Below are 12,171 nucleotides of genomic sequence, written 5' to 3'. Positions count from 1 at the left end.
GGTTTTCTCAAAATGAATAATGCAACTCTAAAAGCATTATTTGCTAAAGAGTGGGAAAATTTTACCTATAACTACAACGGTACTAAATGGAAAACACATAATCCTGATTATCCTAAAAAAATGGAAAATTTCTATAATGTCGCAAAATCTTGGTATTTTTTTAAAATTCACCCTAATTGCACTGGTGCTTTTATTTAATAAAGCACAGGCAGGAACATTTGTTCAATTTGAAGAACCTGCTCTTATTGGGTTTGAATCAAATGGGAAAATTTATGGATACTACGGATCATCAAATAGTCGAACAGGATTTTCGTGTGTGTTTTTCTTTCAAACCCTTGAGTCTGAAAAAAGCCTATCTTCACCAAAAAAAATAATTAGCTTTTATACTGAATCGAGTTTTCAAAACAGAAATGAAAGTGCAGATGTTTCAGGTCAGCTCTACAAAAATGAAGGTAGTTGGATAGTTTCGTTAGAAGATCAAGTCGCGGGATGTAATGCAGCGGTAGGCTGGAATTTCAAATTAGGTCCCCAAGAAAAAGGAGTGAAGGAATTTAAAATCTTAAAGAACATACCTGCTATTGAATTGCTATTTGCCACGAAGAAGACTAATTTCTATAAAAATACCAATGGGAAATTTACTCCCATGAAATCTTTTATTACCCAAAATGATGTTTTTGTTGTTCAAAAAAATGCTGGCATATATTCGTATGGACGGTATGTGGATACCAATATGAGCAGGATTACTAATAATCCAAATGTCACCTTTGGTTGGATTCAACGTGCTGACTTGGAAAGCCCATTTAAAAATAATTGAGTTTCTGAAGAAATAGCTCATTAGCGCAATTGCTAACTGCGCAAACAGCTACTGATTTGATAGTGAACAGGACCGTAGCCGAAGCCCTGGCCGGTCCCAACTGGCGCAGCCCGGCCAGCACCGCTGTATTCGCCGGCAACCAGCTGCAATGGACCACCCAGAGCGACACCCACTGGGCCGCCGGTGCCACGCTGTCCAGCGTCTCTGGCGAGGCCACCAGCCTGTTCAGCCACGCAGGCGGTATCCAGGCCTACGCAGGCAACGGCCCGGTATCCCTGCAAGCCCATACCGACGCCCTGGAGATCCTGGCCGACCAAGCCGTCACCGTCATCAGCGTCAACGGCGACATCCAGATCCTGGCCAAAGACAAGGTCACCTTGCAGGCCGGGCAATCGTCGGTGGTACTGGATGGCGGCAACATCACCTTCACCTGTCCGGGGACGTTCACGGTCAAGGGCGGGGCGCATCCGTTTGAGGGGCCGGGGAATGATACGGCGGAGATGGCCAAGTTGCCGGATACGCGGGTGAAGTTGTTTGATGAAGGCTTTGTGATTACCGATAAAGTTACTGGAGAAAAACTGGTGGGCTTGCCATATCGAATCAAATTACCGGACGAATCAAATTACCGGATGGAACATTTGAAGAAGGAGTCACAGACGATCAAGGGCGTACCCATGTAGTTAGCGGCGCCGATTCGAGCCAATTGACACTTCAACTCCTGGGATAAACACAAATGGCAGCTAAATGGAAAACGGTCGCAACCTCGCCAATGACCTCCGTCGAAATCACCAAGCGTAAGGCCGTCTTAGCATCGTCGCTGAATGTAGAGGCAGAAATACTCGAGATCGAGTGGAAGAGTGGCATTGATGCTGCCAGAAATAAGTTGAAAATTGTCGCCCCCCATTGGAAGACTGGGGAGGACGCACAAGAAGATGACGACCCCGAAAAAATGTTATTTAAGTCCGGCTCGAAGCGGCCTGGCGTATACCTCACTGCAGGGAGCGGAACGCATACGCTGAGCGTCAAGATCAAGGTTATCAAGAGTGGCCTAATGGGCGAAGCGACTTTACGAGGCAAATTGGGTTCGCTTGAAATGAATGGCGACTTCAATGCGAGCGTCGGTCAACACACCGTGAATTTGACTATTAAGAATCCGCCTACTACTTGCCAGCATATTGAAGGCGATGGTACTTGGCTCCTAGATGCAGGGTCGGCAGGGATTAAGCCACTGACGGCAAAGACGCGGTTGGAAGTATTTTTTGTGCTTGACAAACCACTGAATTTTTATCTGTCAGGCGTATGGATTGAAGCACTAAGGTTTTTTTTTGTGAAAGCAAAAATTACCGGGCTTAACAATTCCTCGTCGATTGTCAAAGCAATTGCCAATTACTGCCATTCCGGACATGGGATGAAATACGACACCGTTTCGGGTGGTTCGCAGTTTGGTGCGAGTGGTTCCGGGAGTGGAAAATTCCAATTAATGAACTACATTCTGAGGAAAGGCAAGAAAGAGAATGTCGTCAACTGCTATGACCAAGCTGCAGTTGTACAGGCTTTTGCGGGATCGGCAGGAGTTGCAACTGATTGGCTCTACCTCGCACCCTATGGGTATATTTCCAAGACAAATTTGGTCGGCATCGGCCCTTGTAACAATCCATTCTTTAGTAGCAATGACTCTCAGCCTCTCGTTGCAGATAATGACCCAAAACGCACGGCTTTCGGAAATCACGCCTTTGTAAGCTCATCAAAGAAAATTCACGACGCGTGCGCGGGTCCGCATACGGGGTCAGAAACTTTGCGTCAATATTTGGTTGCTGCCATCGATGCAAATGCAACAATTCTATCTATTGCACCGGGGTATACCCGAGATGCACTATATGACGCCCTTGAGAAACGGGCACTGCCTCAGATTGGATTGACGGGGGTGCAATGATTAACCGGCGGTTTTTACTTTCGATTACTGGATTATTTATGGGTACAAATGCATTTTCTTTCGATAATACATCGAACCCACTTGATGCACCAAGAATGCTGAAATTCAAGCGGGCCGTGGACTTTGATGCACGTCTTGAAAAACAAAGGAAGGATGAATTCATTGATTTGAATTTTGAGAATTTTCCCAAGCCACCCATGCTTGTGGATTGGGTTGAGGATCAACGCGATATCAATTCGGAAATAGAAATTGGATGGTCGAACTTGTCGTGGCGATTCGAGAAACAGAAGGCGTCGATAACCATCGGGCTGGTTTCTTTTGCGCCCAAGAGTCATTCTGCAGGCATTGAATTCTTAAGACGTGCAGATGCGACAACTATGGTCGATTTACCATGGTTGCGAGGGCCGAATGATCTTGGGACGGTGTCCGCGATAGGAGGTCGTAACGGAACGCCACCCGATTTTGTATTTTGGTTTTATGAAAATATTTTCGCTGAGATATCCACAACCTCGCCTTCAGGGGTCTCAGTATTGGAACTAGCAAAATGGCTCCAGCGGTGCTTTGAGGACAACCAGAAGCCAATAAAAAACAAATGATTCGGCAACGTAGAGTGCGGGACCTACCTGATGATGCGAACGTGACAAGTTCAACTTTTTAATTTGTGGATTTAAGTATAAAGTGCACCGTTTGCTACGGGTGAAAAGCATTGCCCCCACAGATGGAATTCAGCGTAGAGCACTTAGCAGTGCTGCTGAAATATAGTTTCCAGGCTGGATATTCACTCCATATGGGGGTGTTTGACCCCCTTGCCTGCATTGGAAAAATAGGTTACTGGAAGATATTCCAGTCGCCTATTAAAACAAGATGACATTTGTTCAATCACTTGCCAATTATTCACATTACAGAGAAAACCTCAATTGTATAATTGTTGAAGATTTTTACTCCAGCCTTATATATATGGAGAATGCGCCGGATCTGCTGGCTGATCTGACCTCGTCTATTCAGCATGTTGATAATAAAAATATTCCATTTTTAATGGAGGTCCACAGCAATTGGTTAATCTCATTTGATTACAACAAAGATTGTTGGGTTCGTTTATTTCGTCATATTCATTCAAACTATTTCATAGTAATCGTTAATAAAAATGTAATTGGGTTCAATTCAAAATTCAAAAAACTGAAGTTTGAATTTCTTCTTCCGGCAAAAGGGCCTGGTGAATATTATTTATGTCTATCTTGTAAGTCAGATGAAGGTAAAGCTGTCGAGTTAAACGGATTTTCCGCGAAACGATTTTTAAGACGAAAATCAACTGAATATTCAAATATTAGTATGACTCACCAAATGAAAAAATTTAGTGATTTTTTTGAATGCTATTTTCAATTTGATATAGCCAATGACGTGTAAATTGGTCATGCCTATTTTTGCCTGTAACACGGCCCACGGCTTTTATGCGGGTCAGCTATAGAACTGCTGCATTGGTTGGGACCCGCACTCGCAGTACACCACTGCTGTACCCAACATGTGCCTTTGGCCCTCTACATCCGCGGTCAAGGCATGATTGAGTTCTACAACTATCCTCCTTTGCCCTGCTTTTCATCGGTATTTTTTGCCGGGAAGTTATTGCACCAGCTTCACGCAACAACTGTGACCATCGCTGGCTCAGCCTCTCTACATGCTTGGCTGTTGCAACCATGGCTACGACCTTATTCATTGGCTATGTCTTCAGCCAAAAAATCATCCAATATGCTTGGATATATAGCGCCAAGAGGGTGGAAGCACTGGCGGCTTTTTATGCGCATCCGCTGGATTCTGCGGCTGCCGTGCTCATCAGTGCGTTCTCCAGCTATGTCGTCCTTGGGGCTTCACCCTTGGCGGCCGGCTTGGCACTCCTGTTGACCGGCGTTTTTGACCTTTTTCTGCATAGCGACATCGCAACACCCCGATGGCTTGGAATTTTTGTGCAGCGCCCGGAAATGCATACGGTTCACCAGGCGTATGGCCACCACGCTCAGAACTATGGTCTTCCTCTGTGGGACATGCTTTTTGGAACCTGGGTAAATCCTGCTCTGCGTGCCCAAAATCTGGGGTTTGACGAAGAGAAGTCGCAGCGCATTGCAGACATGCTGATGTTCCGCGATGTACACAAGCAGTCTGCGCAGCGAGAAACATCACCTTGATGTTCTTGCTGCGTTTTCAATAGCGCCCAGCGCAGATACCACCTGCACCAGGGTCCGATTTCCTTAAAACGGCGATTCCGCCAGATTCACCGGATGCAAAGGTGCTGGAGCATCTGGCGTGGTGCCAACGGAGCCCAGGGCCATCTCGCCGCCCAGGGCCAGCAGCAGGTCGGGGATGAGCTGGCGCATTTCGCCGGTGGAGATGGCGGCGTCGGCGTCGAAGTTGTCTTCTTTTTCCTGCGAAGTGCCGTCGAATACGCCGTCCAGGAAGGTGACTTTCTTAATCTGCATGCCTTCGGTCAACATGAAGGACACGCGGCCTTCCCAGGTCATGGCCAGCTTGGTGGGCAGCTTGCCGTCGGCTACGTGCTGGCGCACTTCATCGATGTCCAGCGCATGGCGGGCGTATTTGACGACGGCCTTGGATTCGTCAGCGGCCTTTAGTTCGCACTCGCGGTCTACCGTGAAGCCAGCAGGCGGCTCCTGGGTGGTCAGCCAGTTTGCCATGGCGGTAGCGGGCGAAATCGCGGTGTTGATCTGCTGTACGGCAAAGCCGTCGATGGCCTTGACCAGGGCGGTGATGATTTCGTCGGCCCGGCCCTGGCTGCTGGCATCCACCACCAGCACCAGTGCGGCCGGGTCGATCCAGACGGTGGTGGCGCCGCGCTTGCTGAAGGCCATGGGCAGCAGCGACAGCTTGACGTCTTCACCGATTTCCTTGCGTTCCTTTTTGCCAGGCTTACGGCCGGTGGTGGCCTCGATCTGCGTCAGGCGTTCTTCGGACTTGCGTTTGATGACCGAGGCGGGCACGGACTTGCTCTCGAACATGATCTTGAAGATCAGCTGGCCGCCGATGGATTCGACCAGCGGGCCGTGGGCCGTGCCGCGGGGCTCGACCCAGCCCATGGACATTTCCTGGCTGGCGCCACATTCGACGAAACGGTCTTTGTCCAACTCGGCTTCTATTTTCAACAGATCAGGGACCCAGCCGGCCCCAATGCGGTACACCAATACGTTTTTGAACACGGGAATTCTTTCTGCATAGGCCCGCAAGGCATGCGGACACGTTCTAACAAAGGAAATTGACGGGCAGCGGCCCTTTGGGTGGATATTGTCGCTGCTGGCTTAGCACCTCCAGCTTTACAAAGCCATATTCGCGGGTCATGGGGGGTATACAAGCGAATATCACACTTGCATTCAACCTACAGCCACATCCGACTGTAGGCCCTGGTTTTCCATGATCCACCAAGGAGTTTCATATGGCTTCCGTACACACAGCGTTCAAGAGTCTGGTTCTGGCAGGCATGCTCGCCACGGCGGGCCACGCCGCCTTTGCCGCCGATGCGCCCCCATCTCCCCCCCCAGGCTCCGGCATGGCCCAGCATGACCCCGCCAAGATGCACGAGCGCATGCTCAAGCACATGGCCGCACTGAAAGCCAAGCTTCAACTGACCGCTACCCAGGAATCCGCCTGGACCACGTTTACCGCCAGCATGCAGCCCGTGGCTCGTACGGGCCCCCGGCCAGACCGTGCTGAATTCGCCAAGCTGACCACGCCCGAACGCATCGACAAGATGCGCGCCCTGCGTGCAGAGCGTGATGCCGCGATGGACAAGCGCGCAGACGCCACCAAGGCCTTCTACGCCGCGCTGACCCCTGAGCAGCAAAAGGTGTTTGACGCCAATGCCATGCCGCACTTCGGCCCCGGCGATCACGGCCATGACGGTCGTGACGGCCTCGACGGCCGCTCGCACAAGGGTTAAGCCGTTCCAGCCCGTCCTGCATCCGTGTGAATGCAGGGTATGGTGCGGCGCCGCATAAGTGTGTGGATAGTTTTGGCATAAGACCAGGCTTATCCACAGGCTGACTGCGGCGCCCGGACTTATCCCTGTTGGCGAAGCAAACCCAAAGCAGGGTCACACACAGCCGTCCACACGGGCTAAGTGCCTGGTTGGCAAGAAGAAAATGGGCTTATCCACAGACCAACCCGGGGCTTATTACTACTACTATTCTTTAAATTAAAGATATAGAAGAAGAATCAAGACAAGGTCAGGCCTGGGGGCATCTGCGTAAATACTATGATTTTGATAGCTACTTGCGCAGGAGATAACTGCGCTAGGGCCTGGTTTTATCTATAGAAACCGCAGCTGCTCTGCAGGCATGGGCCGGCCAAACAGATAACCCTGGAAGGCCAGGCAGCCATGCTCTACCAGGAAGTTGCGCTGTTCAGCGGTTTCCACACCCTCGGCAATCACATTCAAGCCCAGGCTTTGGCCCAGGCCGATGATGGTGCGGGCGATGGTGGCGTCGTTCGGGTCGGTCATGACGTCGCGCACAAAGGACTGGTCGATCTTTAGCAAGTCCAACGGCAGGCGCTTGAGGTAGGACAGCGAGGAATAGCCCGTGCCAAAGTCGTCCAGTGAAAAGCCCACGCCGTGGGCGCGCAGGGCTTCCATTTTGGAAATGATCTGCTCGATGTCTTCGGCCAGCACGCTTTCAGTCAGCTCCAGCTTCAGCTGGGCCGGGTTGGCGCCGGTGTGGGCCAGGGTGTCCAGCACCTGCTGCACAAAGCCTGCATGCTTGAATTGGCGCGAGCTGACATTGACGGCCATGGTCAGGTGCCGGGTGGCGCTATGGCCCTGCCAGGTCGCGAGCAGGGCACAGGCCTGTTGCAGTACCTGGCGGCCCAGCTCCAGGATCAGGCCGGTATCTTCGGCCAGCGGGATGAAGGTGGCGGGTGACACCATGCCGCGCATCGGGTGTTGCCAGCGGGCCAGGGCTTCCACGCCTGTCATATCGCCCTGGGCGTTGTGCTGGGTCTGGTAATGCAGGCGCAGCGCGTCTTGCGCAATGGTCAGGCGCAGGTCGGCTTCCAACGAAGCTCTTTCGCTGACCGCCGCCTGCAGTTGGGGGTCGAAAAAGCCTAGGGTGTTGCGCCCGGCGGCCTTGGCCTGGTACATGGCGATGTCGGCCTGCTTCAGCAGCTCGCCCACACTGTTCGGCGCGTGGCTGAAAGGGGCGATGCCGATGCTGGAGGTGCTTTGGTGCTCATGTCCGTCCAACTGGTAGGGTTGGCTCAGGGCTTGCAGGATTTTTTCGCCCACGCGCCGGGCCTGTTCGCCAATGGCTTGCGGGTTGTCGCCCAGGTTTTCGAGCATGACCACGAACTCATCGCCACCCAGACGGGCCACGGTGTCCATATGCCGCACGCAGGCGCTCAGGCGCAAGGCGGCCTGTTGCAGCAACAGATCGCCCTTGTCGTGGCCCAGGGTGTCGTTCAGGGTCTTGAAGTGGTCCAGGTCGATGAACAGCAGCGCGCCACCCTGTCCGTTGCGGGCGCTGGTGGCCAGGGCGTGCTGCAGCCGGTCTATCAGCAGCTGGCGGTTGGGCAGCTGGGTTAGCGGGTCGTAAAAAGCCAGTTTCTGGATCTCGCGCTCGGTGGCCTTGCGCTGAGTGATGTCGTTGCTGATGGAAAGTATGGAATGGGGCTGGTTGTCCACGTCGGTGATCAAGGTCCAGCGCACCTCAATGTCCACCGTGCTGTTGTCTTGCCGCCGGATGGACAATTCCCCCTGCCATTCACCGGTCTGGACGACGGTGGCGTGCGCGGCTTCCGCCGCGGCCGGGTCGCTGTAGACCTCGCTCAGCAGGTATTTGCCCACGGACTCCTTAGCCGTGCGACCAAATAGCTTTTCTGCACTCTTGTTGATATACAGCAGGCGTTTGTCTAGCGTCCGTACCGAGATGGCATCCTGGGCCTGGTCTAGCAGCGCGGCCTGGTGATGGATGTGAGCGTCCGACCGGCGTTTGCTTTCTTGCGCACGCAGGTGGTCTATGCCAAAGGCAATGTCGTCAGCCAGCTGCTTTAGCAGCGGGATTTCTTCGGAGCCGATGTTCACCGTACTGTTTGCGTACAGATAGAACAGTCCAAAAGTGCGCTCCTTATTACGTAGAGGCAAACTGGCGATGGAGCGCAGGTCGTCTACCCAGGACTCTTTCAGCCAGTTCTTGAAGATGGCTTCCTTGCGGATGTCTGGCACGACGATGGTTTCACCCGATCGCATGGAACGTCCTGCGGGTCCTTGCCCATAAGGCGAATCGGCAGACCATGACATGGGCCAGGCGGTGAGGTATTCAGTGAGGTCACCTGCCTGGGCAACGATCAGGATGGATTTCTCAATATTGTCCTGGGCGAATCCCACCCAGGCCATGCGATAGCCGCCGATGTCCACGGCAATCTGGCAGATTTCATGCAGCAGGATGAATTCCGAAGTGGCCCTTATCAGGGCTTCATTGCAGGCGCTGACCATGCTATGGGCGCGGCCGAGGCGCGCCAAGTCCTTTTTTGCCCGCACGTGCTGGGAAACATCGTGGGCCAGCACCATGCGGGCATGCCGGCCGTTGAACAGCAGGCTGTCGCAAGACACCTCGACATCGATGGTCTGCCCGTCCTTCTTGCGGTGGTTGCACGGCAAGGCGCGGATGTGTTCTTGGTCTGGCAAGGCCTCGGTTTGCAGCGTGTGCAGGTCCATGGCCAGGAATTCGGCCCGGCTATAGCCGTAATGGGCGATGGCGGCCTGGTTCACCTCCAGGATGGTGTGGCCAGCCGCGTCCGTCACCCACATGGGCAAGGGGTTGCTCTCGAACAGCGTGCGGTACTGCTGCTCGGAGGCTTGTAGTTGTTGCAGCTGTTGTGATTGGGTGGCTGGTGTCTCCATGCGCTGCAGGTCTTCCTGCGGAGGAAGTGGCTGCATCGTGTCAGGGGGCGCTTGGGTCGACGTCTCTGCCATGGTCCATTTCTACAGGAAGGTAGGCGCTGCGCCACACAAAGGCTCCACGCTGGAACTGTATGTTCTCACGGAACAGCCTGTGCCACCACAGGCTGTGCGTGGCTTGTGTATGCCGTTTCAGCCTTCGATGTTTTCGTGGCTGTCGGCCGCGCCCAGGCGCCAGTAGCCGGCGGCTTTTATCCATTCCGGGCGTACGCCACGCGCATCAACCAGATGGCTGCGCAAGGCCTTGGCGGCATGGGTTTCACAGGCCACCCAGGCATAGATATCGCCGGTGGGCAGGGCCAGGTCCTTCAGGCGGTCCAGCAGCAGGTTGGACTGGCCATGGGCACGGCCCAGGCGGTGGACCCAGACCATGGTGACATCGGCCGCGCTGTCCATGGGCAGCTCGTCGGCGGGGCCATCCACCTCGGCCAGTACCAGGGTGGGGGCGCCGGCGGGCAGCTCGGCCAGGCGGCGTGCAATCGCCGGTAGAGCGGTGTCGTCGCCGATCAGCAGATGGCCGTCAAAGTCCGTGGGCAGGATGAAGGAGCCGCGCGGCCCGCCCACGCCAAGGCGCTGGCCCACCTGCGCCTGGACGGCCCAGGTGGTGGCCGGGCCGGCGTCGTGCAGGGCAAAGTCGATTTCCAGGGTCAGGGCTTCGGGGTCAAAGCGGCGTGGCGTGTAGTCGCGCATGGTGGGGCGAGGGCCGTCGTGCGCTGCACCGGCGCCCGGCGGGCCGCTGGGCAGCACCAGCTCACCGCTGACCGGGTCGGGGAAGAAGAGCTTCACGTGGTCGCCAAAGCCCGGGCTGCTGAAGCCCTGCAGGTCTGGGCCGCCCAGGGTGATGCGCACCATGTGCGGGCTGAGGCGCTGGGTGGCGACCACGTCGAGCAGGCGAAAGCGCAGCTCGTGGCGAATACGGGAAGGGGTGCGGTTGGGGGTGGCAGTTTCCATTTAGATGCGTTCCAGGTTTTGCGCAGCTTGGTCCAGTACCTGGGCAAAGGCGTGGGCTTGTTCTTCAGTCAAGGGTGTGCCGCTCAGGCGCATGCGCACGGCCATCTTGAAGTTTTCCAGGGCGCGCATGACCTGCGGTGGCCGGCTGGAATGCAGCTCGGGTCCGCTTTGCATGCGGGCCAGCATGGCGTCGGCCATGGTGCGGTTTTCGGCCAGGTGGGTCTGGCCGGCTTCGGTGATGCTGTAGAGCTTGCGGCCACCGCCGTTCTCGGCCATGGTGGTGTAGCCCATTTCTTCCAGCAGGGTCAGGGTGGGGTAGATCACGCCCGGGCTGGGGCTGTAGCTGCCGCCCAGGCGGTCGCCGATTTCCTTGATCAGCTCGTAGCCGTGGCGTGGTTTGTCGGCAATCAGTTGCAGCAGCACCAGGCGCAGGCCGCCGTGGCCAAATATCCGGCCGCCGCCACCGTGGCGACTGGCACCACGGCCACCGCGTTCCAGTCCTTCTTCGAAATGTCGCATAGTGTTCTCGATGTAATTTAGATGTTGTTACGATATATCTAAATTAGATCGAAAGTGAGTCTAAACAGAATAACCCTGCAACTGCCAAGGGGCATTGCCGGCTCAGTTTGTGAACAATTACTATGGTTTTTGTAGCTACTAGCGCAGGTAATACCTGCGCTGCGGGCCAATATTTCATATAAGACCGGTAAGCTGGTGTGCGGCGGCTGCCGCTAGCGCCTGTGGTTTAGTGGGCGCTGGCCAGCTGCGCCAGGCGTTTACCGAGCGTGGCCTTGGTGCAGCGCTGGAAATCCATCAGCAGCGCGCTATGGGGCTGCGCGATGCCCCAGCGCTGGCGCAGGTCGTGCTGGATCTGGCCCAGCAGGTGGGCGGCCATTTCGGCATCGGCCAAGGCGCGGTGGGCCTGGCCGGTGCGCGGCAGGCGGTGGAAGTCCACCAGCGAGCCCAGTTTGTGGTTTGGCGCCTGCGGGTACAGGCGGCGCGCCAGCAGCAAGGTGCAGACAAATGGCTGCTCGGCAGGCTGGTCAATACGCGCCAGCTCGGCCTGCCAAAACTTGCGGTCAAAGGCCGCGTTGTGGGCGACCAGGGGCACATCGCCAACAAAGCGGCTGGCCTCGGCCATGGCCTGGGCGGCACTGGGCGCGTCGGCCAGCATGGCGTTGCTGATGCCGGTCAGCTGGGTGATGAACGCCGGGATGCGCACGCCGGCATTCATCAGGCTCTGGTAGCGGTCTACCACCCTGCCTTGCTCCAGCATCACGATGGCCACTTCGGTGGCGCGGTCACCCTGGCCGGGCGAGATGCCGGTGGTTTCAAAGTCGATCACAGCCAGGCGGGTCATGTGGCCTGCCCTGGCAACACCGCCTGCAAGCTGTTCAGCTGCTGGTGCAGGCTGTTTTTCAGGGCAAAGCGGTCGATCATAGGGGCGCGATTCTAGTGTGGTGTTCCATCAAGCGCGCAACGCCACACTAGCCAGCGCGAAGGGGCCGGCCCGCCAAAAAC

Annotated in this window: 13 protein-coding genes; 8 read left to right on the top strand and 5 right to left on the bottom strand. The window is 55.2% G+C overall.

Annotated elements, in window-relative coordinates; translation table 11 throughout:
- Positions 1-12: 12 nt before the first annotated feature.
- From AC07R0_RS14960 to AC07R0_RS14930, 7 genes are all read left to right on the top strand, one after another.
- Positions 13-198, top strand: a complete 186-nt coding sequence (locus AC07R0_RS14960; protein WP_495105423.1) for an N-acetylmuramidase domain-containing protein — start codon at positions 13-15, stop codon at positions 196-198.
- Positions 137-814: a hypothetical protein gene (locus tag AC07R0_RS14955; RefSeq protein ID WP_495105422.1), complete on the top strand. Its 678-nt coding sequence runs from the start codon at positions 137-139 to the stop codon at positions 812-814. Before AC07R0_RS14960 ends, AC07R0_RS14955 begins: the two co-directional genes overlap by 62 nt.
- 62 nt (positions 815-876) lie before the next feature.
- Positions 877-1,494: a DUF2345 domain-containing protein gene (locus AC07R0_RS14950; RefSeq protein WP_495105421.1), complete on the top strand. Its 618-nt coding sequence runs from the start codon at positions 877-879 to the stop codon at positions 1,492-1,494.
- A 53-nt stretch (positions 1,495-1,547) separates the two neighbouring features.
- Positions 1,548-2,747, top strand: a complete 1,200-nt coding sequence (locus AC07R0_RS14945; protein WP_495105420.1) for a hypothetical protein — start codon at positions 1,548-1,550, stop codon at positions 2,745-2,747.
- Positions 2,748-2,785: 38 nt separating this feature from the next.
- Positions 2,786-3,343 (top strand): hypothetical protein, encoded by a 558-nt coding sequence (locus AC07R0_RS14940; protein WP_495105419.1) that lies wholly within the window; start codon positions 2,786-2,788, stop codon positions 3,341-3,343.
- Between the two features lie 268 nt (positions 3,344-3,611).
- Positions 3,612-4,151 (top strand): hypothetical protein, encoded by a 540-nt coding sequence (locus tag AC07R0_RS14935; protein WP_495105418.1) that lies wholly within the window; start codon positions 3,612-3,614, stop codon positions 4,149-4,151.
- A 182-nt stretch (positions 4,152-4,333) separates the two neighbouring features.
- Complete coding sequence (locus AC07R0_RS14930; protein ID WP_495105598.1) at positions 4,334-4,924, top strand: sterol desaturase family protein; 591 nt, start codon at positions 4,334-4,336, stop codon at positions 4,922-4,924.
- Positions 4,925-4,987: 63 nt separating this feature from the next.
- On the opposite strand, the gene AC07R0_RS14925 is transcribed toward AC07R0_RS14930, so the two are convergent.
- On the bottom strand, positions 4,988-5,950 hold the full coding sequence (locus AC07R0_RS14925; RefSeq protein ID WP_495105417.1) for a recombination-associated protein RdgC: 963 nt from the start codon (positions 5,948-5,950) through the stop codon (positions 4,988-4,990).
- 233 nt (positions 5,951-6,183) lie between these two features.
- Between AC07R0_RS14925 and AC07R0_RS14920 the strand changes: the two genes are divergently transcribed.
- Entirely contained in the window at positions 6,184-6,687 is a 504-nt protein-coding gene (locus AC07R0_RS14920) for a Spy/CpxP family protein refolding chaperone (protein WP_495105416.1), read from the top strand.
- A gap of 369 nt (positions 6,688-7,056) precedes the next feature.
- Here the strand turns inward: AC07R0_RS14920 and AC07R0_RS14915 are convergent, their stop codons facing one another.
- The 4 genes from AC07R0_RS14915 to AC07R0_RS14900 all read right to left on the bottom strand — a co-directional run bounded on the left by AC07R0_RS14915 (position 7,057) and on the right by AC07R0_RS14900 (position 12,010).
- Positions 7,057-9,678 carry a bifunctional diguanylate cyclase/phosphodiesterase gene (locus AC07R0_RS14915; protein ID WP_495105415.1) on the bottom strand — a complete coding sequence of 874 codons (2,622 nt, stop codon included), beginning with the start codon at positions 9,676-9,678 and terminating at the stop codon, positions 7,057-7,059.
- A gap of 153 nt (positions 9,679-9,831) precedes the next feature.
- A complete protein-coding gene (locus tag AC07R0_RS14910; protein ID WP_495105414.1) occupies positions 9,832-10,650 on the bottom strand; it encodes a siderophore-interacting protein in 819 nt (272 codons plus the stop codon).
- A complete protein-coding gene (locus AC07R0_RS14905) occupies positions 10,651-11,169 on the bottom strand; it encodes a PadR family transcriptional regulator (protein ID WP_495105413.1) in 519 nt (172 codons plus the stop codon).
- A 226-nt stretch (positions 11,170-11,395) separates the two neighbouring features.
- Complete coding sequence (locus AC07R0_RS14900) at positions 11,396-12,010, bottom strand: 3'-5' exonuclease (protein ID WP_495105412.1); 615 nt, start codon at positions 12,008-12,010, stop codon at positions 11,396-11,398.
- Between the last annotated feature and the right edge of the window lie 161 nt (positions 12,011-12,171).

Source organism: Rhodoferax sp. GW821-FHT07F03, from assembly GCF_059418745.1.
Note: the sequence above shows the minus strand (reverse complement) of the source record. Positions and strands in the feature narration are given on the sequence as shown.

What these genes read in the sequence shown, in the direction of transcription:
- AC07R0_RS14960 (WP_495105423.1), top strand. Translation starts at nt 13, where the DNA reads ATGAATAATGCAACTCTAAAAGCATTATTTGCTAAAGAGTGGGAAAAT.
- AC07R0_RS14955 (WP_495105422.1), top strand. Translation starts at nt 137, where the DNA reads ATGTCGCAAAATCTTGGTATTTTTTTAAAATTCACCCTAATTGCACTG.
- AC07R0_RS14945 (WP_495105420.1), top strand. Translation starts at nt 1,548, where the DNA reads ATGGCAGCTAAATGGAAAACGGTCGCAACCTCGCCAATGACCTCCGTC.
- AC07R0_RS14940 (WP_495105419.1), top strand. Translation starts at nt 2,786, where the DNA reads ATGGGTACAAATGCATTTTCTTTCGATAATACATCGAACCCACTTGAT.
- AC07R0_RS14935 (WP_495105418.1), top strand. Translation starts at nt 3,612, where the DNA reads ATGACATTTGTTCAATCACTTGCCAATTATTCACATTACAGAGAAAAC.
- AC07R0_RS14920 (WP_495105416.1), top strand. Translation starts at nt 6,184, where the DNA reads ATGGCTTCCGTACACACAGCGTTCAAGAGTCTGGTTCTGGCAGGCATG.
- AC07R0_RS14915 (WP_495105415.1), bottom strand. Translation starts at nt 9,678, where the DNA reads ATGCAGCCACTTCCTCCGCAGGAAGACCTGCAGCGCATGGAGACACCA.
- AC07R0_RS14910 (WP_495105414.1), bottom strand. Translation starts at nt 10,650, where the DNA reads ATGGAAACTGCCACCCCCAACCGCACCCCTTCCCGTATTCGCCACGAG.
- AC07R0_RS14905 (WP_495105413.1), bottom strand. Translation starts at nt 11,169, where the DNA reads ATGCGACATTTCGAAGAAGGACTGGAACGCGGTGGCCGTGGTGCCAGT.
- AC07R0_RS14900 (WP_495105412.1), bottom strand. Translation starts at nt 12,010, where the DNA reads ATGACCCGCCTGGCTGTGATCGACTTTGAAACCACCGGCATCTCGCCC.